Consider the following 25,252-nt stretch of genomic DNA (forward strand, 5'->3'; position numbering starts at 1 on the left):
CGTTCCCGTCCGGGCGTCACCCTGGTCCGGGCGGAATTCCCGTCCGGGCGTCATGCGAGTCCGGGTCCGGCCGGATTCCGGCCGGACCACCGGGACTTCACTCGGGTCCCGTCCGACGGGACGTCAGCCGAACTGCTGCTCCAGATCCTTGAGCTTGCGCTCCAGGGAGTCGAGCCGCGGCAGGGCCATGGTGTCGTCCTCCGCGGTGAGGTCGACGGTTATCGGGTCAGCGCTCTTGCGGACCGGCTGAAGGGAGGGCCGCGAGCGTACGGGCAGTTCCGGCCCCGATAGAGCAGGCTCCGTAGAGGCCTGGGCGGGAGCACGCTCCACGGTCGTCTCGAGCTGCGCCCGTGCGTTCGCGCGCCCCGGCAGGCCCCGGTGACCGCGGCTGAGCGCCTTCAGGTGCGCGCGCTCGACCCGCTCCTCGTTGCGGCGGCGCAGACGCGTCTGCTCCTTCTGACGCTTGTCCTCGCGCACCTCGTCCACGGCCTCGTCCAGCGTACGGACGTTCTCCAGGAGCATCAGCGACCAGGCGCTGTAGGTCTCACGCGGAGCGCGCAGCCAGCGGACTATCCGGATCTGCGGCAGCGGGCGCGGGACCAGGCCCTGCTCACGCAGCGCGGCACGGCGGGTCTGCTTCAGCGCCCGGTCGAACAGTACGGCGGCCGACAGGGACATGCCCGCGAAGAACTGGGGAGCGCCCGAGTGGTCCACGCCCCGCGGCGCGTGCACCCAGTTGAACCAGGCCGCGGCACCGGCGAAGGTCCACACGAGTATGCGTGAGCCGAGGGCCGCGTCACCGTGGCTGGCCTCGCGCACGGCGAGTACGGAGCAGAACATGGCCGCGCCGTCCAGACCGAACGGGACGAGGTACTCCCAGCCGTCGGTCAGCCCGAGGTTCTGCTGGCCGAAGCCGACCAGGCCGTGGAAGGACAGCGCGGCGGCAACCGCGGCACAGCAGAACAGCAGCACGTAGGAAGCCGTGCCGTAGACGGCCTCCTTGCGCCGGCGGCGCTCCTCGCTGCGCTCCCACGATTCGTCGTTACTGCTGCCCGCGCCGTCCCCGGACCGCTTGCCGCGCGCGAGCACCGCCACCGCCGCCAGCAGTCCCAGGAGCAAAACGGCGCCCGGAAGCAGCCAATTCAGCGATATGTCGGTCAGTCTCATCTGGGGTCCCTTGCATTGGGATAGGGCGTAACGCCCGCCATATTGGCCCAAGCCCGTCGCCCCTCAGGGGGTTTCGCGGCAAGAGGCCGCCAAGGGAGTGCCAAGGGATGCGCAGGGCGACATTCTGCTCGAACTGCCGCGCGAGGGACGGGAGCTGAGTGCGAATTAGATTACCCGTACGGATGGTTCAACGGAAAGTTCCTGCGACAAGTGAGGAAGTTGTGAAGCACCTGTAACTCGAGGGGTGTCTCCGTCGCAGTTGATCTTAGAGCACCCGGAACCCGGCCCCTGCCGCGGGGCGTCTCAACTGGAGAGGCCGGCCGTCGACTTGGCGACGCGCTCGGCGTCGCAGACGCGCGGGCAGGTGGGGCAGGCGTCCTCGGGGCGCAGTGTGTAGAAGAGGCAGCAGCTCGCGCGGTCGCGGGTGGTCAGGGTTCCGCCGTCCGGGCCGGCCAGCTCACGGAACGCGGCGGACCCGACGTAGGGCCGGGTCGTCCCCGGCAGCAGGAGCTCCAGTTCGCGCAGCGCGCGTTCCTCCTCGCCGAGGAGACCGGCGACGTACCAGAGGCCCTCGACGATCTCGTCGGTGGCCATGCCCCACAGGGCGCGGCCGCGGCGTCGCATGCGGGGGCCGAAGCCGCCCAGGACCGGCTCCAGGTGCTCGGCCACCGCGGCCCGCACCTCGGCCCGCAGGGCCTCCTCGTCCGGTACGACGCGGGCGCCGGGGAGGGTGGCCGCGGGGTCGCCCGGCAGGCAGGCGAACTCGCCGGTCCGCACGGCCATCCGGCCGAGGGTGCGCTGGAATGTGACGTGCTCCACAGGGAAGCGGGGTACGCGGCGATCCAGGAACCACGGGACGGTGATCAGGAGGCAGGCCGGCCAGGCGTACCGGTGCAGTCCGAACGTGGCGACGACGTCCGGGCGTGCTCGCCGCCCGTGGTCCCGGACGATCTGCGCCTCGTCCCAGGCGAGGAAGGCGTCGAGCTCCGCCCCGCCCGCCGCGAGCCGGTCCGCGCCGGCCCAGCCGATGTCCTCGGGGGCCGCCTCGCCCGGGTCCAGCTCCGTGACGCTCAGGGCGGGGAGGACCTCGGTCAGCCGGGTGTAGGCATCCGTGACGGCCGAGGGTGCCGGGCGGGTGCCGGGGCGGGCCGTGGCGCCCGCGGCCAGGGCGGGAGCGGACATCCGGTGACCACCGCTTCACGATCGTTGACAGGTTAGGCTTACCTTACCCGTAATTCCGGATGTTTGAACTGCGGCCGTGTGCGCCTAAGGTGCTTGACGGACGGGTAACAACCGCCGCATTGACTCCCAAGTACCACCAAGCCCGGAGGAGGCCCCCGTGGAGCAGGCCGGTTCGCTGGGCATGCACGGCTCCACCGGGCGCGGTGCCCCGGACATGCGTACGGCGGCCGTCCGGGTGCCCGCCCAGTCACGGGTGCCGGAACGGCGCCGGGAGGGCGAGAGGGACCGGGAGCGGGACGTCGCCGCGGGCGCGTCCACGGTCGGTGCCGCGGCCCGCGGTGAGCACACGCACAGTGAGGTGCCCCTCCCGTGCCCTCCCGTGGAGAACCCGCCGCCCCGCGCGGAGGCCGCGCGCCCGGTGGTCCAGCGCGCCTCGGTCCGTGGGCAGGTCCTCGCCGCCCTGCGCACCGCGCTCGTCGGGGGAGAGCTCGTCCCCGGCGAGGTGTACTCGGCGCCCGCGCTCGGCGAGCGGTTCGGCGTGTCCGCCACTCCGGTACGGGAGGCGATGCAGCAGCTGGCCCTGGAGGGCGCCGTCGAGGTCGTGCCGAACAGGGGTTTCCGGGTCGTCAGGCGCGGGACGCGCGAGCTGGCCGAACTCGCCGAGATCCGCGCGCTCATCGAGGTCCCGGTGATGCTGCGTCTCGCGCGCACGGTGGCGGCCGCGCGCTGGGCCGAACTGCGTCCGCTCGCCGAGGCCACGGTGCGGGCCGCGTCCACCGGTTGCCGCGCCACCTACGCCGAGAGCGACCGCGCCTTCCACCGCGCCGTCCTCGCCCTCGCGGGCAACGACCAGCTCGTACAGATCGCCGAGGACCTGCACCGCCGCGCGCAGTGGCCGCTGGTCGGCGGTCCCGTCTCCCGCGGCCGCGCCGACCTGGTGGCCGACGCCGCCGAGCACACCGCCCTCCTGGAAGCCCTGATCGTCCAGGACCTGCCGGTCGTGCAGTCCCTCGTGCGGGAGCACTTCGCGGGCGCCTAGGGCGTGTTGCGGTCCGCGCGGCGCCGGGTGCCCACGTGTCCAGGTGCACCGGCCCGGAAGGGCGTTCCAGGTGTACCGGCTCGTACGGACGGTGACCCGGGCCGGCCGGTATGTGGCGTTCCCGGCCTGGACGTAACGGCTTCGTACGGGCCCGGTCGCGGGCCGTGTCGGCGGGAACCCGGACGGGCCGGTCCGCGTGCCCACGGGTATACGGCGCGAGCCGACCGAAACCGGGGGAGACACCGATGCCCGACCCGTCCTGGCAGGCGACGCGACAGGCCCAGCAGGCTCAGCGGATCCATCACCACCACGTACGGCACCACCGCGACCCGCACCACACGGCGCACGCCCGCCACACGGGCGCGCCGCGTCCGTACCGCCCCGTGTCCCACGGCTCCGTCAGGGGCGTCCGGGGTGGCCGCCTGAGTGGCCTCCTGTTCCTTCTCGTGGTCGTGGCCGCGGTCGTCTACGTGGCCCACGACCCCGAACTCCGCACCACCGTCCAGACGTTCGCCCGCGATCTGCTGTCGAAGGTCCAGAGCGGCTAGCCGGGACGCCGATGGCGTCCCACGGCGTCCCACGGCGTCCCACGGCGTCCCACGGCCTCGGACGGGCGCGGGGAGCGGCCGCGCCCTCCGGCCGTGTCAGGCGGTCGCGGCGGGCGGACTCAACTGCCGTGCCAGCCAGGTCGGTACGCCCCCGAGGAGCCGGAACAGCCGTCCCGCCTCCGCTCGTAGCCGGGTCGCCTCCGGCTCGGTCTCGGCGTCCGCGAGGGACGCCAGCGCCGGAGCCGTCCCCACCAGATAGCCCAACTCCTCGCGGATCCTGAGGGATTCCCCGAACCCGTGCCGGGCCTCCGCCAACTCGCCCTCCCGCAGGGCGAGTCCGGCCAGATGCCGCCAGGTGAAGGACAGCAGCAGCGGGTCGCCCAGGGCGGAGGCGCCCGCGTGGGCGCGGCGGTAGGCGGCGCGGGCGGCCTGCGGGGACTGCGCGAGGTTCTCGGCGAGCAGCCCGCGCCGGAAGTCCAGGAGCGCGCGGCCCGGCGCCCCGGGCGCGATCAGGGCGGCGGCCCGGCCGAGTGCGGCCCGTGCCTCGTCCGCCCGGTCGCGTACCCCGAGCAGGGTGGCCGCGTAGGCGAGTTGTCCGCGCTCGCAGGCCGCGGCGCCCCGCTCGTCGTCGCTGCGGGCCACCGCCTCCGCCGTGCGGAGCGCGTCCTCCGCCTCCGCCCAGCCCTGCTCGGTGTACAGGCACCGCTCGACGAGGAGCGACGCCCTCTGCAGCGACGCGTCAGCCGTCAGGGGCTGGATCAGTGCGGCCGCGTCGACCCAGCAGGCGCGCGAGCGCAGCCGCCATACCGCGGTCTGGAGTGGATCGTCCCCTGCGTTCGTTCCGGAACCAGACATGGCGGTATGCGCCACGTTGCCCTCCCCGAGCACGCCATTGAGCTGTTGAGTGGTGGCATCTCAGCACGGATCAAGGCACCCGGCCAAGGGGCTGGGTGAAGGATTTCACAAAGTCGTGCGACAGGGGCGCCACTTGGTGGCACGCCCCTCACCGCCCCGTGACCTCAACTCATGCGCAGGGCCAGGAAGAAATCGAGCTTGTCCTCGAGGCGGGAGAGGTCCCTGCTCGTCAACTGCTCGATACGCCCCACCCGGTAGCGCAGTGTGTTGACGTGCAGGTGGAGACGGGCGGCGCAGCGCGTCCAGGAGCCGTCGCAGTCGAGGAAGGCCTCCAGGGTGGGGATCAGTTCGGCGCGGTGGCGGCGGTCGTAGTCGCGCAGCGGGTCGAGGAGCCGTGCGGTGAAGGCCCGGCGCACGTCGTCCGGTACGAAGGGCAGCAGCAGGACGTGGGAGGCCAGTTCCTGGTGTCCGGCCGCGCAGACCCGGCCGGGGCGTGCGGCGGCGACCCGGCGCGCGTGCCGGGCCTCCTCCAGGGCGCCGCGCAGGCCCTCCGCCGAGTGCACCGCGGCGCTGACGCCGAGGGTGAGCCGCCCGTCGTCGTTCAGGCCCGCCGACAGCGGATCGCGGACGGCCGCCAGGAGCGAGTCGGCGAGCAGCCCGGTCTCCGAGCCGTCGTGTTCCGAGGAGACCGCCGGAAGGGGGACGAGCGCGATCGCCTCGCCGTCCGTGTGGGCGACGGCGATGCGGTCCGCGTGCTCGGGGCCGGTCGCCAGCGGGTCGACGAGCATCTCCTCCAGGAGCGCCTGCGCGACCGGTCCGGCGTCCATCTCGCCGCCGTCCCACTCGACGCGGGCCACCACCACCTGCCAGTGCGGGGCCGCCCCGAGTCCGGGCAGCAGCACCGGCGCGGCGACCCGCAGCCGGGCCGCGATCTCGGCGGGCGCGGCCCCGGACTGCACCAGTTCGAGGACCTCCTGCGCGAGACGCCGCCGTACCGTGCGCGCGGCGTCCCGGCGGTCGCGTTCGACGGCGATCAGCTGGGTGACACCCTGGAGCAGGTCGAGCCGTTCCGCGGGCCAGTCCCCGGCGTCCGCCTCGACCGCGAGCAGCCAGTCGGAGAGCACCGTCTCGCGCACGTCGCGCCCCGCGGCCGTGGGGCGCCCGGACGAGCGGACCGGGAAGAGGGAGTACGCCTTCGTGCCCACCATGACCCGGTGCGGCCCGCGCCGTCCGGTGCGTACGGCCGCGAGGTGCTCGGCGGCCAGCCGCGCGCAGACGTCGGCGGGCAGCGCGGCCCCGGCGAGCTTGGAGCCCGCGACGGGGCGTCCGGTGGGCGACAGCACCCAGGCGCGCAGGTCCAGATCGGAGCCGAGCAGGTCGAGGACCACGTCGGGGCCGCCGCCCGCCGGGCCGGACGTCATCATCCGCCGGTGCCGGTCCACCACGGCGGCCAGGTCCCCGGCGCGCTCGCCGGAGACCTGCCGTACGACGTGCTCGGTGATGGTCGCGAAGGCCACCGACTCGTTCACCGCGAACAGCGGCATCCGGTGCCGGGCGCAGGCCAGGACCAGGTCGTCGGGGATGTCGCGGAGCTCCGCCTCGCCCGCGGCGAGGGCCGTGACCCCGGCGGCCGCGAGGATGTGCACGAAGGACTCGGAGTCCGCGGCGCCGTGCCGCCAGGCGAGACCGGTGAGGACCAGTTCGCCGCCCGAGAGGTAGCGGCTGGGGTCCTTGAGGTCGGTGGTCATCACACCGCGTACGGTGCGGTCGAGCTCGCCCTCGCCGCCGAGCAGCCGCAGGCCCAGCGCGTCGGTGTCCAGCAGTGCGCGCAGCCGCATTCTCGTCGCCGCCGTTCTTGTCTCGAAATCTACGATGGAACTGAAGGTGGGCACCGGGCGGACGCGCCCGTGGGCCGTATTCCCAGGTCCAGGCATGTGCTGGGTGTTTCACTGGGAAACCGGAGAGGTTACTGACGCCTCCCGTTCATATGAATCTACAAGATGAGTGCCCTGGCCAGCCAACTCCTTCATGGTTTCGGTGACTGACCCCGGTGGAGGACGGCGCTGTGTACTGACCTCGATCCGCGTGAACAACTCATGAACGAGCCGGGGCCGCCGCACACGATCTGGCTTGATCGATACGACCTTCGACGAAGAAGAAGAGAGCCACTCATGGACTTCCTTCGCCCCGCCAGCTGGGAGGAGGCGCTCGCCGCGAAGGCCGAGCACCCCACCGCTGTGCCGATTGCGGGGGGCACCGATGTGATGGTCGAGATCAACTTCGACCACCGCCGGCCCGAGTACCTCCTCGACCTGAACCGCGTCGGTGAGCTGAGCGAGTGGGAGGTCGGCGAGGAGAGCGTGCGGCTGGGCGCCTCCGTCCCGTACACCCAGATCATGGAGAACCTCCGCGGCGAGCTGCCCGGCCTGGCCCTGGCCTCCCACACCGTCGCCTCCCCGCAGATCCGCAACCGCGGCGGCGTCGGCGGAAACCTCGGCACCGCGTCCCCGGCCGGTGACGCCCACCCGGCCCTGCTCGCGGCGGGCGCCGAGGTCGAGGCCGAGTCGGTACGCGGTACCCGGCTGATCCCGATCGACGCGTTCTACACCGGCGTGAAGCGCAACGCGCTCGCCCCCGACGAGCTGATCAGGGCCGTCCACGTCAAGAAGGCCGACGGCCCGCAGCAGTACTCCAAGGTCGGCACCCGCAACGCGATGGTGATCGCGGTGTGCGCCTTCGGCCTGGCCCTGCACCCCGCGACCCGCACGGTGCGCACCGGCATCGGCTCCGCCGCGCCGACCCCGGTCCGCGCCAAGGTCGCCGAGGAGTTCCTGAACGCGGCGCTCGAGGAGGGCGGGTTCTGGGACAACGGCAGGATCATCACCCCGTCGGTCGCCAAGCAGTTCGCGGACCTGTGCTCCGCCGCCTGCAACCCGATCGACGACGTCCGGGGCACGGCGAGCTACCGCCGCCACGCGGTCGGCGTGATGGCGCGCCGCACCCTCACCTGGACCTGGGAGTCGTACCGCGGCACCGCCGCCACGGAGGGAGTCGCGTAATGCGCGTCAATTTCACGGTCAACGGCCGTCCGCAGGAAGCCGACGACGTGTGGGAGGGCGAGTCCCTGCTGTACGTGCTGCGGGAGCGGATGGGCCTGCCCGGCTCCAAGAACGCCTGCGAGCAGGGCGAATGCGGTTCGTGCACCGTCCGCCTGGACGGCGTGCCGGTGTGTTCGTGCCTGGTCGCCGCCGGTCAGGCCGAAGGCCGCGAGGTCGTCACCGTCGAGGGGCTCGCGGAGTACGCCCAGCAGCGTTCGTGCGGGACCGGCTCGTGCGGCACGTCGCTGGACGAGGCCAGGCGGTGGGGCGCCAAGGGCCATGACTCGCAGACCGGCGAGGGCACCGAACTCTCCCCGATCCAGCAGGCGTTCATCGACGCCGGCGCCGTCCAGTGCGGTTTCTGCACCCCGGGTCTGCTGGTCGCCGCGGACGAGATGCTGGAGCGCAACCCGAGCCCGACCGACGCGGACATCCGCGAGGCGCTCTCCGGGAACCTCTGCCGCTGCACCGGCTACGAGAAGATCATGGACGCGGTCCGCCTCGCGGCCGCCCGGCAGTCCGAGGCGGTCTGACCATGGGAACCACCGGCACACCCACCAAGATCACCCAGGGCACCGAGTCCAGGGGCGGCATCGGAGAGTCCACGCTCCGCCCGGACGGCACCCTCAAGGTGACCGGCGAGTTCGCGTACTCGTCCGACATGTGGCACGAGGACATGCTCTGGGGCCAGATCCTGCGCTCCACCGTCGCCCACGCCGAGATCGTGTCCATCGACACCGCCGAGGCCCTCGCACAGCCCGGCGTCTACGCGGTCCTGACCTACGACGACCTGCCCACCGCGGTGAAGACCTACGGCCTGGAGATCCAGGACACCCCGGTCCTCGCGCACGGCAAGGTCCGCCACCACGGCGAGCCCGTCGCGATCGTCGCCGCCGACCACCCGGAGACCGCGCGCCGCGCCGCGGCCAAGATCAGGGTGGAGTACCGGGAGCTGCCGGTCATCACGGACGAGGCGTCCGCGACCGCGCCCGACGCGATCCTCGTCCACGAGGGCCGCGACGACCACCACATCGGCCACGTCCCCCACCCGAACATCGTGCACCGCCAGCCGATCGTCCGCGGCAACGTCGAAGAGGCCGCGAAGAAGGCCGACTTCGTCGTCAAGGGCGAATACACCTTCGGCATGCAGGACCAGGCCTTCCTCGGCCCCGAGTCCGGTCTCGCCGTGCCCTGCGAGGACGGTGGCGTCGAGCTGTACATCGCCACCCAGTGGCTGCACTCGGACCTCAAGCAGATCGCCCCCGTCCTCGGCCTGCCCGAGGACAAGGTCCGGATGACGCTCTCCGGCGTCGGCGGCGCCTTCGGCGGCCGCGAGGACCTGTCGATGCAGATCCACGCCTGCCTGCTGGCGCTGCGCACCGGCAAGCCCGTCAAGATCGTCTACAACCGCTTCGAGTCCTTCTTCGGACACGTCCACCGCCACCCCGCGAAGCTGTACTACGAGCACGGGGCGACCAAGGACGGCAAGCTCACCCACATGAAGGCCCGTATCGTGCTGGACGGCGGCGCCTACGCGTCCGCCTCCCCGGCGGTCGTCGGCAACGCCTCCTCACTGAGCGTCGGCCCGTACGTCGTCGAGGACGTCGACATCGAGGCCATCGCGCTCTACACCAACAACCCGCCCTGCGGGGCGATGCGCGGCTTCGGCGCGGTCCAGGCGTGCTTCGCGTACGAGGCCCAGATGGACAGGCTCGCGGACGCCGTCGGTATGGACCGGGTTGCCTTCCGGCAGCTCAACGCGATGGAGCAGGGCACCCTGCTGCCGACCGGACAGCCCGTCGACTCGCCGGCCCCGGTCGCCGAACTGCTGCGCCGCGTCAAGGCGATGCCGCTGCCGCCGGAGCGCCAGTGGGAGAGCTCCGAGGGGGCCGACGTACGGCAGCTGCCGGGCGGCCTGTCCAACACCACGCACGGCGAGGGCGTCGTGCGCGGTGTCGGCTACGCCGTCGGCATCAAGAACGTCGGCTTCTCCGAGGGCTTCGACGACTACTCGACCGCCAGGGTCCGCATGGAGGTGGTGGGCGGCGAGCCGGTCGCGACCGTGCACACCGCGATGGCGGAGGTCGGCCAGGGCGGCGTCACCGTGCACGCGCAGATCGCCCGCACCGAGCTCGGCGTCGCGCAGGTGACCATCCACCCCGCCGACACCCAGGTGGGCAGCGCCGGTTCGACGTCCGCGTCGCGTCAGACGTACGTCACCGGCGGCGCCGTCAGGAACTCCTGCGAGCTGGTGCGCGAGAAGGTCCTGGAGAGGGGCCGCCGCAAGTTCGGCACGTACCACCCCGCGTGGGCGACGGCGGAACTGCTGCTGGAGGGCGGCAAGGTCGTCACCGACGCGGGCGAGGTGCTCGCCGATCTGGCGGACGTGCTGGAGGACGAGGCCGTCGAGGTCGAGGCCGAGTGGCGGCACCGTCCTACGGAACCCTTCGACCTGCGCACCGGGCAGGGCTTCGGCCACGTCCAGTACTCGTTCGCCGCGCACCGCGCCGTCGTCGAGGTCGACACCGAACTCGGCCTGGTCAAGGTCATCGAACTGGCCTGCGCCCAGGACGTCGGCAAGGCGCTCAACCCGCTGTCGGTGGTCGGCCAGATCCAGGGCGGCACCACCCAGGGCCTCGGCATCGCGGTGATGGAGGAGATCATCGTCGACCCCGTCACCGCGAAGGTGCGCAACCCCTCCTTCACGGACTACCTGATCCCCACGATCCTCGACACGCCGACCATCCCGGTCGACGTGCTCGAACTCGCCGACGACCACGCCCCGTACGGGCTCCGTGGCATCGGCGAGGCCCCCACCCTGTCGTCGACCCCGGCCGTCCTCGCGGCGATCCGGAACGCGACGGGGCTGGAGCTCAACCGGACGCCGGTACGGCCCGAGCACCTCACCGGCAAGTAACCCCCGAGGGCCGGGCGGGACTTGTTCCCTCCCGCCATCCCTCCGTTCGTCTCGGGCCGTCCCCCGGGTCGTGCACCTTCCCAAATCCCGCAGCCGCAACGGCGGTTGACCTCAGTCGCCACCGGCGGCTGATGCGGGTGCCCCTGTGAACCTTGGGAGTTGGCACCATGACCCACCAGTCAGTGGAGCCCAGGACCGTCACCGACGACGCGGGTGCGGGTACCCGCGTCCCGGCCGGACGGTCCTGGCTCGACCGTTACTTCCACATCACCCTGCGGGGATCGACCGTCGCGCGCGAGGTGCGCGGCGGGGTCACCACCTTCATGGCGATGGCGTACATCCTCCTCCTCAACCCCCTGATCCTGTCCGGCAAGGACGCGGCCGGGAACACGCTCGGCCAGCAGGCGCTGATCACCGCGACCGCGTTCGCCGCGGCCTTCAGCACGCTCCTGATGGGCTTCGTCGGCAAGGTGCCGCTCGCCCTCGCGGCCGGACTCTCCGTCTCCGGAGTGCTCTCCTCCCAGGTCGCCCCGCAGATGACCTGGCCGCAGGCCATGGGCATGTGCGTGATGTACGGCGTGGTCATCATGCTGCTCGTCGTCACCGGCCTGCGTGAGATGATCATGAACGCGATACCGCTGGCGCTGAAGCACGCCATCACCATGGGCATCGGCCTGTTCGTCGCGCTGATCGGCTTCTACAAGGCCGGCTTCGTGCACCAGGGCAAGGCCACCCCCGTCACCCTCGGGGCGACCGGTGAACTCGCCGGCTGGCCGGTGCTGCTCTTCGCGGTGACCCTGCTCGCCATCTTCATGCTCCAGGCGCGCGGCGTCCCCGGCGCGATCCTGATCGGCATCGTCGGCGGCACCGTGCTGGCCGTGGTCCTCAACACCCTCGGCGTCATCGCTCCCGGGCAGTGGGCGAGCGGCGCCCCCGAACTGCACGGCAGCGCCGTCTCAATGCCGGACTTCTCGCTCTTCGGCGAGGTCGAGTTCGGCGGCTGGGGCGACGTGGGCGCGATGACGGTCGGCATGATCGTCTTCACCCTCGTCCTCGCCGGGTTCTTCGACGCGATGGCCACCATCATCGGCGTCGGCACGGAGGCCGGACTGGCCGACGCGCAGGGCCGGATGCCGGGCCTGTCCAAGGCGCTGTTCATCGACGGCGCGGGCGGAGCGGTCGGCGGGGTCGCCGGCGCCTCCGGCCAGACGGTGTTCGTCGAGTCCGCGACGGGGGTCGGCGAGGGTGCCCGCACCGGCCTCTCCTCCGTCGTCACCGGCCTGTTCTTCGCCGCCTGCCTCTTCTTCACCCCGCTGACGGCGATCGTCCCCGGCGAGGTCGCGGCGGCGGCCCTGGTCGTCATCGGCGCCATGATGATGATGAACGCCCGGCACGTCGACTGGGCCGACCGTGCCACGGCGATCCCGGTCTTCCTCACCGTCGTGATCATGCCGTTCACCTACTCCATCACCGCGGGCGTCGCGGCCGGAGTCCTCTCGTACGTCGCCATCAAGGTCGCCCAGGGCAAGGTCCGGGAGATCGGGGCGTTCATGTGGGGCCTGACGGTGATCTTCCTCGTCTTCTACGCCCTCCACCCCATCGAGAGCTGGATGGGCGTCCACTAGGCGTCCACCAGGCGCCCGCCGCCCGCCCGCCGCCCGCCCGCCGTGAGGCCCTCCCCGCAACCGCTGCCGAAGGAGACCGAGACATGCTGGACATCGCCGAGGAGCTGTACCGGTGGGCCGGGCAGGGACGCGACTTCGCCGTCGCCACCGTGGTGGCCGTCGGCGGCAGCGCACCCCGTCAGCCCGGCGCGGCGCTCGCCGTCGACACCGACGGCACGGCGATCGGCTCGGTGTCCGGCGGCTGTGTGGAGGGCGCGGTCTACGAACTGTGCCGGCAGGCGCTCGAGGACGGGGAGAGCGTCCTGGAGCGCTTCGGCTACAGCGACGAGGACGCCTTCGCCGTCGGTCTGACGTGCGGCGGCGTGATCGACATCCTCGTCACCCCGGTACGGGCGGGCGGCCGGGCCCGGGAGGTGGTGGCAGCCGCCCTGGACGCCGCCGTGAAGGGAGAAGCCGCGGCCCTCGCGCGCATCGTCAGCGGTCCCGCGGAACTGGTGGGGCGCGCGCTGCTCGTCCGCCCCGACGGCTCGTACGAGGGCGGTCTCGGCGCCCACCCGGAACTCGACCGGACCGTGGTCGGCGAGGCGGGGGCCTTCCTGGACGCGGGCCGCACCGGGACCCTGGAGATCGGTGAGCAGGGCTCTCGTTGCGGAGCACCGCTCACGGTTCTGGTGGAGTCCTCGGTACCACCGCCCCGCATGATCGTCTTCGGCGCGATCGACTTCGCGTCGGCACTGGTCCGCATCGGCAAGTTCCTCGGCTACCACGTGACGGTCTGCGACGCCCGCCCGGTCTTCGCGACCGCCGGCCGCTTCCCCGACGCCGACGAGATCGTCGTGGAATGGCCGCACCGCTACCTGGAGCGCGCCCAGGTCGACGCGCGGACCGTCCTGTGCGTCCTCACCCACGACGCCAAGTTCGACGTACCCCTGCTCCGGCTCGCGCTGCGCCTGCCGGTCGCGTACGTCGGCGCGATGGGGTCCCGGCGGACGCATCTGGACCGCAACCAGCGGCTGCGCGAGGTCGGCGTCACGGAGCTGGAGCTCGCCCGCCTCCGGTCTCCCATCGGCCTCGACCTGGGCGCCCGCACCCCCGAGGAGACGGCCCTGTCCATCGCCTCGGAGATCGTGGCCGGCCGGCGCGGCGGCAGCGGTGTCTCCCTCACCGGGGCGCACACGCCGATCCACCACGACGCGACGCCCGTTCCGGGCCGCCGGATCGGGTCGGTCGCCTGACCGGGCCGGTGACGCGGGCGGTCCCGGCGACGGCGGCCACGGAGAGGGCGGTCACGGAGGCGGCGGTCACGGCGACGCCGGCCCCGGGGGCCGCCGCGGGACGGGCTCGCGCAACAGCCCGTCCACCGCCCGCCCGAACATCCACCGGCCCGCCCATGCCAGCGGCCGGTCGCAGATCCCGGGCAGCCCTCGCACCCGCAGATCCTCCCGCCACAGCACCCGCGAGCCCCCGTCCGCCGCCGGACGCACCTCGATCTCGGCCCAGCCCGTGACGAACGTGCCGTGCTTGACCAGCCGGCACCGGCCCACGTCCTCTTCCCGGGGCGGCTGCCACGTCACGACCTCCATCGGGTCGTCGAACGCCACCGGCCACACCCCCGACCGGGCGACGAACACCGTGCCCTCGCGCGTCGGCGGCGGGGTGACCACGGTGACCCGGGTCATCGGCACGACGTCCGCGTGCCGGGGCCACTCGGTGAGGCGCCGCCAGGTCTCGGCGGGCGGAGTCGGGGACACGCGTTCCAGCAGGAAGAGGACCACGGGGCGATCGTAGGCGGCCGAACGCCGGACGAATTCTCGCGCAGCCGGACGAAAGGGCACGCCACGGTCCTACCATTCCCCCATAGCACGGCCAACCGCACCGCCTGCAGGGGGAGTTGACCGACATGCCACTGAAGGCCTACGGCGTACTGATCACCCGGGCGGTCGACGTCCGGCGTGAGGGCTCCACCGACACCCCGCACTACCAGATCCACCTGACGGACGATCAGGGGACGCACTACCGGGCAGCGGTCAACGTACGGTCCCAGGAGGAGCCCTCCGAGCTGCTCTACCTGGTCGCCGACGACCTCCAGCACCCCCTCACGGCACACCTGGAGGGCCTGGCGTCCGGCTGGAACACACTGCCGCCGGGGCCGGGCGGCCCGAACCTGGACTTCGTGCGCGGCAACCTCTTCGACCCGGCGGCGATGCGTTCGCTGCCCCCGGACGCGCAGGGCCCCGACAACGACCTGGCCGATCTGCTCGACCACTACGTCCAGCGCGCGGTGGCCGATCCGGCCGCCCGGACGTACGTGTTCGGCGAGCGCTTCGGGCCCGAGCCCGCCGTCCGCGACAAGGTCTTCGGCTTCCTGCCCGGGAACGGCGTCCACGACATCCATATGAACCAGGGCAACAGCGGGCGCTTCCAGGGCGACGACGGTGTCTGGCAGGACGGTGGCCTGCTCCTCCACTTCCCGGCACGGTCCCGGTGGGTCGGCATCTTCCTCGCCTTCCAGAGCCAGGCCTGGCACACCGACGACATCACCGGGCACACCCTCCCCGTGGACGGCTCCCGCCCCGATCCGGACGGCCGGCCGGCGCGCATCCTGGCGGCCCTGGTCAACCCGCGGGGCCCGGCCCCCGAGTCCGAGACCGTCACGCTCCTCAACGCCTCGGCCGATCCGCTGGACCTCACCGGCTGGCGCCTCGCCGACCGGCTCGACCACGGCTGCGCGGTGCCACCCGGCTCGCTCGCCCCCGGCGCGTGTCTGGTGGTCCCGCTCACGGACGGCGTCCAGCTGGGCAACCAGGGCGGCCGGATCACCCTGCTCGACGCGCAGGGCCTCAAGGTCCACGGTGTCTCGTACACGGCCCAGCAGGCCGGGCGCGAGGGATGGACCGTCGTCTTCTGACCGCCGCTCCGGTTCCCGTCCCGTTCGGTACGGGCCGAACCGGGATTGCGTCAGGGCCGGTAGACCGTGCCGGGCTTCGGCTTCCCGGGCGCCAGCAGCTGGGGCACGGTCACGAACACGTACCCCCGCTCCTTGAGCGCGTCGATGATCCCGGGCACCGCGGGCACGGTGCCCGGGTAGAGGTCGTGCAGCAGGATGATCCCGTCCCGGCTCGACTGCTTCAGGACGCGCTCCTGTATGACCTTGGGGTCGTACGTCTTGTAGTCCTTGGCGGTCACGCTCCACAGCACCTCGGAGAGGCCCATCTCCCGGCAGATCTTCTGCACGGTGTCGTCGGTCCGCCCCTGCGGCGGCCGCATGAGCGTGGGCCGGCGCCCGGTGAGCTTCTCTATCGCGTCGTTCGGCCGTTCCAGCTCCGCGCGTATCTCGTCGGGCTCGATCCGGGTCAGGATCTTGTGGTCCCAGGTGTGGCTGGCGACCTCGTGCCCCTCGGCCGCCATCCGCCGGACCAGCTCCGGATACTTCTCGATGTGCCGCTTTCCGAGGAGGAAGAAGGTGGCCGGGACCTTCTTCTCCTTGAGGATGTCCAGCAGCTTGGCCGAGTGCTCGCTCGGCCCGGCGTCGAAGGTCAGCGCGATGCACTTGGCCTCGCGGCAGTCCACGGTCCCGAACCGTCCGGCCGCCTTGCCGTCGGACACGGTCTGCGCGCGGGCGGCCGCCGGGGCCGTGGTGTGGACGGTGGTGCACCCCGCCAGCGGCAGGGCGAGTGCGGCGGCTGTCACAAAGGCGGCCGCCGAACGGAACCCGGGGCGCGATCTCTTCGTCTTCCTGGTCAGAAAAGGCATGCCGCGACTATATAGAGGGTGTATACACCCCGTTTATAGCGGGGTGGGTGTACTCGTCGCGGGGCGCTCGCCGCCGATGTGCCGGCCTACGTACCGGCTGACGCCGCGCCGACCGGACCGGCCGGCGGACGCGCCGGGGGCTCGGCCGCGAGCAGCTGGGTGGCGGCCAGTTCGCGGTAGAGCGTGTCGTCGTCGACCAGCGAGTCGTGAGTCCCCACGGCGCGGACCTCGCCGTGTTCCAGGACCACGATCTGGTCCGCGTCGGTGACCGTGGACAGCCGGTGGGCGATCAGCAGCACCGTGCACCGGCCCGCGGCGCGCGCGACGAGCTCGCCCAGGGCCTGTTCGTTGCGGGCGTCGAGCTGGGCCGTCGCCTCGTCGAGCAGCAGCACCTGAGGACGGCGCAGCAGGGCACGGGCGATGGCGAGACGCTGGCGCTCACCGCCCGACAGGGTCACCCCGCGCGGGCCGACCGGCGTCTCCAGACCCTGGGGCAGGCGCGCGACCAGAGCGTCGAGACGGGTCAGGGCCAGCACCTCCGCCAGCTGCCGCGGGGTCGCCGAGGGCGCCGCGTACACCAGGTTCTCGCGGAGCGTGCCGGCCAGCACGGGGGAGTCCTGCTCGACGTACGCGATCCGGCGCCGCACCTCCGCGCGCGCCAGCGTGGAGATGTCCTCGCCGCCGATCCTGATGGTGCCCGCGGTCGGTTCGTAGAAGCGCTGGAGGAGCGAGAAGAGAGTGGTCTTGCCGGCGCCCGACAGACCGACGAGCGCGGTCCGGGTGCCGGCGGGGACGGTGAAGCCGACACCGCGCAGGGCGGGCGCGCGGCCCGGGTAGGCGAACTCGACGCCGCTCAGTTCGACGGCGGGCGCGACGGCGTGGTCGGGGACGGAGCCGGGCGGCGCCTCGATGTCGTCCTCGGCCGGCAGCCCGTACGCCTCCTGGATCCTGCCCACCGCGCCCAGTCCCTGCTGGAGCTGGGCGGCCCCGCCGACCAGTTGCGAGACCGGGCTCGCCAGGAAGAACACGTACAGCAGGAAGGCGATCAGTTCGGAGACCGACATCGTGCCGTTCGCGACGAAGGTGCCGCCCACGCCCAGGACGACCAGGAACGCCGTCTGGATGGCGGCGCCGCCGACCATGGCGACGAGGGCGCCGTAGCGGGCGCCGGCCAGCCCGGCCGCGTACGTCTCCTCGACCGCGTCCTCGGCGGCGCGCGTCTCGCGGCCCTCGGCGCCGTTCGCCTTGACCGTGCGGGCCGCGCCGAGGGTACGGTCGAGGACGGCCCCGACCGCGCCGACGGACGCCTGGGAGCGGGCCACGGCGGCCTTGATCCGGGGCAGTACGACGGTGATCACGACCGCGACCAGGGTCAGTACCAGCAGGGTCACACCGAGCAGGCGCACATCGAGCGTCGCCATCATGAACAGCGCCCCGGCGAAGGTCAGTACGCCGTTGACCGTCATGATCAGGCCCTCGGTGGCGGCGCTCTTGAGCAGGGTGCTGTCGGAGGTGACGCGGGCGATGAGGTCGCCCGGCGCCCGCCGGTCCAGCTCGGAGACCCGCAGCCGGATCAGCCGGTGCACGAGACCGCGCCGCACCTGCCGGACCACCCGCTCCGAAGTGCGCTGCTGGAGCCAGGCGTTGAGGCCGGTGAGCAGGGCGCCCGCGACCAGGAGGGCGGCGAGCAGCGCGACCGGCGCGGCGACGTCGCCGCCGTCGTCCAGCCGGTCCAGGATCGTCTGCGCGAACTTCGGCTGCGCCAGCCCCGACACGCCGGCCAGCAGGGTGAGGAACAGGGAGAACAGCAGCACGCGCCAGTGCGGTCCCGCGTAGCGGACGAGGGCGGACAGCGAGCCCGGGGGAGTGGCGGGCCGGTTCTCGGCGGTCACGAGACGCGCACCTCACCGTCGTGGCAGTCGTGGCTGTCGTCGCCGCCGATGCTTGCGGCGGTCTCCGTGGTCCCGGTGGCTCCGGCAGCCCCGGCGGAACCGGCGGAACCGGCAGCCCCGGCGGAACCGGCGGCCACCGCTTCGAGGTGGTCGGCGGCGGATGCGCTGCCGCCCGCCGCCCGGAAGGACTCCCCGACGGCCTCGGCGGCCTTGCGGTGGCCCCGCGCCGGATCGAGCACGGCGTCGACGGCGGCGCCGATCCTCGCGGCGTCCGCGCGGCCGAACCGCAGCCGCACCCCGGCACCCGCGTCCACGACCTGGCCGGCCACGATCGGCTGGTCGTCCCGGATCGGCGCCACGACCAGCGGGACGCCGTGCCACAGCGCCTCGCACACGGTGTTGTGCCCGGCGTGACAGACGACGGCGTCGAGCCTTTCCAGCAGGGCGAGTTGAGGGACGTGCGGGCGTACGAGGAGGTGTTCGGGGAGCCGACCCCCGACGAGCCCGCCGGGATCGACGAGGACGGCCCGCACCCGGTCGGCCATCGCGCCCAGCGCCTGTGCGGCCGCGTTCAGGAAGCGGGCGCCGGCGTCGTTGTTGGCGGTGCCGAGACTGACCAGGACGGTGGGCAGCGCCGAGTCGTCCAGCCATTCCCAGGGGAAGTCGTCGCCGCCGGCCGGCCGGGCGGTGACGGAGGGGCCCACCAGCCGGACCTGCTCGGGGAGTTCGGCCGGACCGAGCAGCGCGCGGGTGGTGTACGCGAGCACACCGTGCGGTGAGAACCGCGGATCCGCCCCGCCCGCGTCGCCGCCGACCCTGCCGCGCAGCCCCGCGAGCAACTCGTCGACCCAGGCGGCCACCTTGGGCATGGCGGCCAGCGGGTCGACCAGTTCGGCGGAGGTGGTGGCCGACGTCACCCAGGTCCGCCCGAGCGACTCGGCGACCAGCGCGCCCGCCACCGCCTGCTGGTCGCAGACGACGACGTCCGGGTCGTACGCCCCGATCGCCGTACGCACCCCGGGGGCCATGGCATCGGCCAGCGGGACGAGGAAGCTCTCCCAGAGGAAACGGAAGGCGGCCGGTCCCTTCAGGTCGGCGGGCCGGGGCGGCACGTCGCCGGGGAGCGCGCACGGGTGGACGACGGCGTCGGACCCCGCGAGGCTCCGGACCAGGTCCGGATGGCCCGCCCAGGCGACGTCGTGGCCGCGGGCCGCGAGCGCCGCCGCGGTGCCGACGGCCGGGTTCACGTGCCCGACCAGCGGCGGCACCACGAACAGGAACCTGCCCATCTAGCGGGCCTCCCGCAGCGCGTGCGCCTCCGGGCGCAGCAGCCAGTCACGTACGAGGACGTACGTCTCCTCGGTGGCCTCCACGAGCACCGAGTGGCCGCGGTCGGGCAGCACGACCGTACGGCAGTCGGCGAGCGAGGCCTCCAGCATGCCGGTCTGCGCGCTGAGCTTGGACGCGCCGCCGAAGACGGCGAGGACCGGGCAGCGGATCGCGGACAGGTCCTCGTCGAGGAGACCGCTCAGCGGGATCTCCCGGGCGAGCGCGGTCTCGTCGAGTACCCTGCCCGCCGCCCGGAACGGCCGGGCGTTGCGCTCGCCCGGGTTCTCCCGCAACCACTCGGTGACCTCCTGGACGACCTGGCCGCCCTGCTCCCCGACGAGTCCCTCGTACATGTTCTCCGCCCAGGCGCGGGCCGGAGGCTCGGCCTCGATCGCGACGACACCGGCGACCCGTCCGGGGTGCGCGGCGGCCATGGCGTAGGCGACGGCGCCGCCGAAGGAGTTGCCGACCAGCCGTACCGGCCCCTCGACCGCCAGCGCGTCCAGCAGTTCGTCGAGGTCGCGGACGAAGTCCTCCATCCGGTAGCCGGTCGGCGGCCGGGACGTCCTGCCGTGCCCGCGCAGGTCGTACATGACGACGTCCATGCCCTCCTCGGCGAGCCGCGGCGCGAGGCTGAAGTAGTAGCTGGCGAGGCTGTCGATGAGCAGGCCGTGGATGAGCACCACGACCGGACGCGGGACGTCGGGGTCGTGCCCCAGCCGCTGGACGTGGACGTCGATGCCGTTCACCCGGAGCGTCGCCACGGTCAGCGCACCTCCACGACGGCGAGCGTGTCCACCACATGGCCGACGAGATCGCCGACGGTCAGCTCGATGATCTCCTCCAGCCCGCGGTCGGCGACGAAGGCGGCGAAGTTGACGCGCTCGCCGTAGAACTCGCGCAGTTGGGCGGAGAGGGTGACGAGGTCGATGCTCTCCAGTTCCAGGTCGTCGTGGAAGGACGTCTCCATGGTGATCTCGAAGTCGTCGAGCCCGTACTCCTCCAGCACGACGCGCAGGATGGCCGTGATGTCCGCGAGGACGGTCGCCGTGTCCGGCGACGGGCTCCGTGCCGGCCGTGTGTCCGCGCGGGGGCCTTCGAGTTCAGTGGTCATCTTCGCTCTCCTGGTCGTTGACGGCCGTCCAGGCCACGACGTACTCCGTGCCGGGACCCGCGGACGGCTGGGGGGCGGTCAGCGCGCGGTACCGCACGCGGTGGTCCTCGCCCGCGGCGCGGACGGTCAGAAGGGTGGCGTCCGCCGCGGTGACCTCGAACCGTTTGGGCTCGCCGCCCAGTCCGGTGCCGCGTGCCTTCGCGACGGCCTCCTTGGCGGCCCAGAAGCGGGTGAACCAGAGCCGCTCGGCCCCGGCGTCGACCCCGGGCTCGCGCTCGGTCCTGTCCTCGTTCTCGTGTCCGGGGCGGGCCGGGGTCTGCTGGACGAGTGCCCCGAGCAGTTCGCGCTCGCGGGTGGTGAGGGCGACGGCGAGGGTGGCGGCGGGGCGGTCGGTCACTTCCTCGATGTCGATCCCGCAGGGCCCGTCCGTCCTGGCCATCGCCACGGCGGTCGTCCCCCGGTGGGCGATCGAGACGTGCAGCGCCGGCAGTGTCCTGCCGTAGCCGCCGGTCACGCGGGGGCGGCCGGTCGGCTCGTTGCCCACCCTTATCTCGGCGGGGTAGACGGGGCCGGTGCCACGGTCCCACAGCAGGTGACGCACGGCGTCCTTGACGGCGATCCTGCCGAGCAGCCACTGCCGGCGGCCGCGCGGTGCGTGCGCCGCGTACTGCTCGCGTTCCTCGCCCGCCAGGATGTTCCGCATGATCAGCTCGCGGGTGGCCAGGTCGGGCCACTCCTCGTGGAGCAGGGCCCAGCCGCCGGGCTGCATCCGCGACAGCGTGTACCGCTCGGGCTCCCGGTCGACCGCGCGGATCCACGGGTTGCTGTCGAAACGGCGGTCCTGCCAGCCGCTGAACTCGGCCCACACCCTGCCTTGACGGACCAGTTGCATATCGGCTTCGAGGGCGCTGTCGGTGACGGACGTGATCCGGATCAGGCACTCCAGCCGTTCGCCGGGTGCGGGATGCGGGCCGTGGAAGCGGATCTCCTTCATGCCCACCGGGAACACCGTGGTGCGCACCGGCAGCCGGGACATGATCCAGTAGCCGAGGAGCTGTCCCACGTTGTCCAGCAGGGCACCGGGCGCGGGCGGTGTGACGAGCACTCCGCGTACGTGCCGGTCGCCGACCGCGGTCAGTTCGCTCAGACCCTGGAAGAGGGGACCGTGGAACATCCAGCGGCGCGTGTAGAGCTCCGCGGCGGTGAGTTCGGGACTCTCCTCCTCGGCCGCGGGAAAGGTCCAGGGCCGGGCGGGAGGGAACGTCCCGTATTCCGAGGCGAGTTCGACGCCGGCCTGGGCGTAGGGGCCGAGCGAGGCGGTCACCCGGTCCGGGCCCTCGGGCACGATCCGTACGGGGATGTCGACCGCCGGGACGGCCGTGACCCACTGGTGCAGCCGTACGTCTCGGACGGCGACGGCACGGCGGCCGGGGGCGGCCCGCTCGGCGTGCTCCATGAGGTGGGCGATCACGGTGGTGCCGGGGACCACCGGCCATCTGTCGGCGGGGTCGGCCTGGGCGGGCTGTCTGAAGAAGCAGTGGTCGAGGAGGTACGGCATGGTGTCGACGGAGACGCGCAGGGTCGCTTCGAGCGGCCGGGGCCCCGGGAGCGGGGCGGTCGTGCGAGGGGCCGGTGCGCCGGTGTCCCGGGCGGCGGGCGAGGACCCGCGGCGTGCCGTGCGGCCCGCCGCCACCACGTCCGAGGCGAACGCCGTCGTGTCCCGCAGCAGCGCCGACAACTCGGCCCCGAGCGGCCCCTGTCCGTTCAGGACACCGAGGTGCGCGGGCGCCGCGGCCGGGGTGCGGTGCGGGGCCAGTTCGGCGGCCAGCCGGTCGCGGGTCGCCGCGTCCAGGGAGACGTTCGCACCGCCGAGGTCGAGCCGGACCGGCCGGGCCGCCCGGCGACCGGAGCGGGCGGTGGCGGGGGCGCTCTTCGGCGGGCCGCCGAGCAGCGGGGCGAGGTCCGGGCCCGCCCCTTCGGCCCACAACGCGCTGGCCACACGGTGCAGTTGGGGCAGGCCCGAGCGGTGCGGGGAGTGCGCGGGGACCACCAGGTGGTCACGGCCGTGCAGGGTGTCGCCGATGAGGGAGCCGAGCTGCCCGGCGCCGAGCTGGACGAAGGCGCGGAAGCCCGCCGCGTACATGGCGTCCACCAACGGCCGGAAGCGGACCGGCTCCAGCAGGTGGCGGACGAACAGCTCACGGATCGAGGCCGGTTCGTCCGGGTACGGGGCGACCGTCGTCGCCGACCACAGCGGCAGCGTGGCCGGGCGCAGGGTGTAGGCCTCGGACGCCTTTCTGATCGGGCCGAGGTAGGGCTCCAGCATCGGGGTGTGGAACCCGGAGCGGAACGGCAGGATCCGCGAGACCACCGCCCGCGAGCGGAACACGCCGACGAGTGCGGCGACGGCGGGCTCGGGGCCGCAGATCATCGACTGGTTGGGGGCGTTGTCGTGCGAGAGGACCACGTCCGTACGGCCGGCCAGTTCCGCCAGCACCTGACCGGCGGGGGCGCCGATCGCGGCGAACGCCAGTCCGGGCACGCTCAGCGCGTCCGGGTCGAAGTCGGCGAGGAAGGCGTCGACCTCGTCGGGCGGATGGATCCCGGCGACGGCCATCGCCGTCCACTCGCCGAGGCTGTGCCCGGCGAGGGCGTCCGGTACCACGCCGAGCCGGCGCAGCGCCGCGTCCAGGAGCCGCCCGAGCTCGAAGACACCGGTGCCCTGCCGGCCCACGTGCCCCACGGTCGCGTCGGTGACGGACGTGGACCACGCGAGCCCGAAGTGGGCTGCCACGTCACCGGAGTTGGGCGCGAACTCGGCCTCCAGACCGGGGAAGACGAACGCGAGCCCGCCGCCGCCCGGCCCGAGCAGCGGCCTCGGCACGAACCACACGTCGTTGCGGCCCCGCCAGCCCTTTCCCTTGGCGACCGCCTTGCGGGCCAGCGCCAGTCGTTTCGCGGTGGGCCCGACCACGGCGAGACGCACCGGATCGGCGGCGGGCGCGGTGGTCCGTTCGTCGAGGCCCCTGGCGAGCAGCGCGGAGTCGGAGCGGTCGAGGAGCGCGGCCATCGCCGCGGGTGTCCGGGCGGTCAGCCGCAGCACCCGTTCCGGCTCGCGGACCTCGCAGGCCGTGACCGGTTTTCGGGGCGCCGCCTGTTCGAGCACCACGTGCGCGTTGATGCCGCCGAAGCCGAAGGCGTTGACGGCGGCCCGGCGTACCGGTTGCCGCTCGTCGGTGTGCCAGGGGCGGGCGGCGCCGATGGGGGCGAACCGGGTGCGGGCCAGGGCCGGATGCGGTTCGTCGCAGTGCAGGGTCGGCGGCAGCACCCCGTGGTGGACGGCGAGTGCGGCCTTGATCAGCCCGGCGATCCCCGCGGCGGGCATGGTGTGCCCGATCATCGACTTCACCGAGCCGATGACGGCGGACGGCCCCGCGGACGAGCCGCCGGCGGGGCGGTCGAGGGGGCCGTCGGGGGAAGCTGCGGAAGTCCCGTGGGGAGCCCCTTCGGGGCCCCCGGCCGGGGGCCCGGCAGGGAACGCCCCTCGCCGCCCGCCCCCGGGACGGCCGGCTCTCCGGCCGGTCCCCGGTCGGCCCGCTCGCCCGGGGGCGGGCCGAACACCTCGGCGAGGGTGGCGAGTTCGGTGCCGTCGCTTAAGCCGGGGTGGCGGTGCCGTGCGCCTCCAGGAGACCGATCGAGCCGGGTGCCGCCGGGTCGAGCCCGGCGGCCTCCCAGGCCTGGCGGACCGCGCGGACCTGGCCGCCCGAGTCGGGCGCCATCAGACTGGTGGTCCGTCCGTCGGAGGCCACGCCGGTGCCGGTGATCACCGCGTAGACCCGGTCGCCGTCGCGCTCGGCGTCGGCGAGCCGCTTGAGGACGACCACCCCGGTGCCCTCCCCGATCAGCACCCCGTCCGCGTCCTTGTGGAAGGGCCGGATGCGCTCGCTCGGGGAGAGCGCGCCGAGCTGGCTGAACACGCTCCAGAAGGTGATGTCGTGGCAGTGGTGCACCCCGCCGGCCAGCATCACGTCGCAGCGCCCGCTGCCGAGTTCGCGCACCGCGTGGTCGACGGCGATGAGCGAGGAGGCGCACGCCGCGTCCACGGTGTAGGCGGGGCCGCGCAGATCGAGCCGGCCCGCCAGCCGGGACGCGGCGAGATTGGGCACGAGACCGATCGACGACTCCGGTGCCTCCGGACCGAGCCGGTCGGTGAACGCCTGCCGCACCGACTCCAGTTGGGCCGCGTCGAGGTCGGGCAGCAGCTCGCCCAGGGTCCGTACCAGCTGGCTCGCGGTCCGGACCCGCTGGTCGAGCCGGACCAGGCCGGGGGTGAGATAGCCACCGCGGCCGAGCACCACGCCGACCCGGTGCCGGTCCGCGGGCAGCCGGTCCGCGCCGCCCGCGTCGGCGAGGGCCTGCGCGGCCACCCGCAGCGCGATGAGCTGGTCGGGCTCGGTGGCGGGCACCGCCGCCGGCATGATCCCGAACTCGGTGACGTCCAGCTCGGCCAGTTCGTCGACGAAGCCGCCGCGCCGGCAGTAGACGCGGTCCGCGCGGGGTTCCGCGCCGGGTGCGTAGTACTCGTCGGTGTCCCAGCGGCCCGGGGGCACGTCGGTGATCGCGTCGACGCCGGAGACCAGGTTGCGCCAGTACGCGGCGAGGTCGGGGGCGCCCGGGAAGAGCACCGCCATGCCGACGATCGCGACGGGTTCGGCGCGCGTGTTCGTCACGCC

The 25,252-nt window shown here is 73.2% G+C and carries 18 protein-coding genes and 2 pseudogenes; 8 read left to right on the plus strand and 12 right to left on the minus strand.

The window, feature by feature from the left end; genetic code table 11:
• Positions 1–123: 123 nt before the first annotated feature.
• Both HEP85_RS30495 and HEP85_RS30500 read right to left on the minus strand, forming a co-directional pair.
• Entirely contained in the window at positions 124–1,167 is a 1,044-nt protein-coding gene (locus tag HEP85_RS30495) for a DUF2637 domain-containing protein (protein WP_168530755.1), read from the minus strand.
• Positions 1,168–1,470: 303 nt separating this feature from the next.
• Positions 1,471–2,349, minus strand: a complete 879-nt coding sequence (locus HEP85_RS30500; RefSeq protein WP_168530756.1) for a (2Fe-2S)-binding protein — start codon at positions 2,347–2,349, stop codon at positions 1,471–1,473.
• A gap of 157 nt (positions 2,350–2,506) precedes the next feature.
• Here HEP85_RS30500 and HEP85_RS30505 point away from each other — a divergent pair, with 157 nt between their 5' ends.
• Both HEP85_RS30505 and HEP85_RS30510 read left to right on the plus strand, forming a co-directional pair.
• Positions 2,507–3,388: a GntR family transcriptional regulator gene (locus HEP85_RS30505; protein ID WP_329291218.1), complete on the plus strand. Its 882-nt coding sequence runs from the start codon at positions 2,507–2,509 to the stop codon at positions 3,386–3,388.
• A gap of 245 nt (positions 3,389–3,633) precedes the next feature.
• Positions 3,634–3,936, plus strand: coding sequence for a hypothetical protein (locus HEP85_RS30510; RefSeq protein WP_168530758.1), 303 nt, complete (start codon positions 3,634–3,636; stop codon positions 3,934–3,936).
• Positions 3,937–4,032: 96 nt separating this feature from the next.
• Here HEP85_RS30510 and HEP85_RS30515 read toward each other — a convergent pair whose 3' ends face one another.
• Together HEP85_RS30515 and HEP85_RS30520 are read right to left on the minus strand one after the other, a co-directional pair.
• Entirely contained in the window at positions 4,033–4,806 is a 774-nt protein-coding gene (locus HEP85_RS30515; protein ID WP_168530759.1) for a hypothetical protein, read from the minus strand.
• Between the two features lie 149 nt (positions 4,807–4,955).
• The gene (locus HEP85_RS30520) at positions 4,956–6,629 is read right to left on the minus strand and encodes a PucR family transcriptional regulator ligand-binding domain-containing protein (protein WP_168530760.1); all 1,674 of its coding nucleotides are present in this window, start codon (positions 6,627–6,629) and stop codon (positions 4,956–4,958) included.
• Between the two features lie 333 nt (positions 6,630–6,962).
• On the opposite strand from HEP85_RS30520, the gene HEP85_RS30525 reads away from it, so the two are divergent.
• The 5 genes from HEP85_RS30525 to HEP85_RS30545 all read left to right on the plus strand — a co-directional run bounded on the left by HEP85_RS30525 (position 6,963) and on the right by HEP85_RS30545 (position 13,666).
• Positions 6,963–7,850 (plus strand): xanthine dehydrogenase family protein subunit M, encoded by an 888-nt coding sequence (locus tag HEP85_RS30525; RefSeq protein WP_168530761.1) that lies wholly within the window; start codon positions 6,963–6,965, stop codon positions 7,848–7,850.
• Positions 7,850–8,422 (plus strand): (2Fe-2S)-binding protein, encoded by a 573-nt coding sequence (locus tag HEP85_RS30530; protein WP_168530762.1) that lies wholly within the window; start codon positions 7,850–7,852, stop codon positions 8,420–8,422. The genes HEP85_RS30525 and HEP85_RS30530 overlap by 1 nt, the downstream gene beginning before the upstream one ends.
• 2 nt (positions 8,423–8,424) lie before the next feature.
• Positions 8,425–10,806 (plus strand): xanthine dehydrogenase family protein molybdopterin-binding subunit, encoded by a 2,382-nt coding sequence (locus HEP85_RS30535; RefSeq protein WP_168530763.1) that lies wholly within the window; start codon positions 8,425–8,427, stop codon positions 10,804–10,806.
• A 167-nt stretch (positions 10,807–10,973) separates the two neighbouring features.
• The gene (locus tag HEP85_RS30540) at positions 10,974–12,431 is read left to right on the plus strand and encodes an NCS2 family permease (RefSeq protein ID WP_168530764.1); all 1,458 of its coding nucleotides are present in this window, start codon (positions 10,974–10,976) and stop codon (positions 12,429–12,431) included.
• Between the two features lie 83 nt (positions 12,432–12,514).
• A complete protein-coding gene (locus HEP85_RS30545) occupies positions 12,515–13,666 on the plus strand; it encodes an XdhC/CoxI family protein (protein WP_329291228.1) in 1,152 nt (383 codons plus the stop codon).
• 66 nt (positions 13,667–13,732) lie between these two features.
• Here HEP85_RS30545 and HEP85_RS30550 read toward each other — a convergent pair whose 3' ends face one another.
• The gene (locus tag HEP85_RS30550; protein ID WP_329291230.1) at positions 13,733–14,206 is read right to left on the minus strand and encodes an SRPBCC family protein; all 474 of its coding nucleotides are present in this window, start codon (positions 14,204–14,206) and stop codon (positions 13,733–13,735) included.
• A 125-nt stretch (positions 14,207–14,331) separates the two neighbouring features.
• Between HEP85_RS30550 and HEP85_RS30555 the strand changes: the two genes are divergently transcribed.
• Positions 14,332–15,339, plus strand: a complete 1,008-nt coding sequence (locus tag HEP85_RS30555) for a DUF2278 family protein (RefSeq protein WP_168530766.1) — start codon at positions 14,332–14,334, stop codon at positions 15,337–15,339.
• A 50-nt stretch (positions 15,340–15,389) separates the two neighbouring features.
• Here HEP85_RS30555 and HEP85_RS30560 read toward each other — a convergent pair whose 3' ends face one another.
• From HEP85_RS30560 to HEP85_RS30590, 7 genes and pseudogenes are all read right to left on the minus strand, one after another.
• Complete coding sequence (locus HEP85_RS30560; protein WP_168530767.1) at positions 15,390–16,184, minus strand: polysaccharide deacetylase family protein; 795 nt, start codon at positions 16,182–16,184, stop codon at positions 15,390–15,392.
• An 86-nt stretch (positions 16,185–16,270) separates the two neighbouring features.
• Positions 16,271–18,076, minus strand: coding sequence for an ABC transporter ATP-binding protein (locus tag HEP85_RS30565; RefSeq protein WP_369657909.1), 1,806 nt, complete (start codon positions 18,074–18,076; stop codon positions 16,271–16,273).
• A complete protein-coding gene (locus HEP85_RS30570) occupies positions 18,073–19,365 on the minus strand; it encodes a glycosyltransferase (protein ID WP_369657910.1) in 1,293 nt (430 codons plus the stop codon). Before HEP85_RS30570 ends, HEP85_RS30565 begins: the two co-directional genes overlap by 4 nt.
• Positions 19,366–20,169, minus strand: a complete 804-nt coding sequence (locus HEP85_RS30575; RefSeq protein WP_168530769.1) for an alpha/beta fold hydrolase — start codon at positions 20,167–20,169, stop codon at positions 19,366–19,368.
• A 2-nt stretch (positions 20,170–20,171) separates the two neighbouring features.
• Entirely contained in the window at positions 20,172–20,519 is a 348-nt protein-coding gene (locus tag HEP85_RS30580; RefSeq protein ID WP_168530770.1) for an acyl carrier protein, read from the minus strand.
• Positions 20,509–23,943: pseudogene (locus HEP85_RS30585) on the minus strand (4'-phosphopantetheinyl transferase superfamily protein); the annotation flags it as partial. The gene HEP85_RS30580 and the pseudogene HEP85_RS30585, both read right to left, overlap by 11 nt.
• Before the next feature lie 191 nt (positions 23,944–24,134).
• Positions 24,135–25,210 (minus strand): annotated as a pseudogene (locus HEP85_RS30590) (polyketide synthase); the annotation flags it as partial.
• Positions 25,211–25,252: the final 42 nt, after the last annotated feature.

The organism is Streptomyces sp. RPA4-2, assembly GCF_012273515.2.
Classification (GTDB): Bacteria; Actinomycetota; Actinomycetes; order Streptomycetales; family Streptomycetaceae; genus Streptomyces; species Streptomyces kaempferi.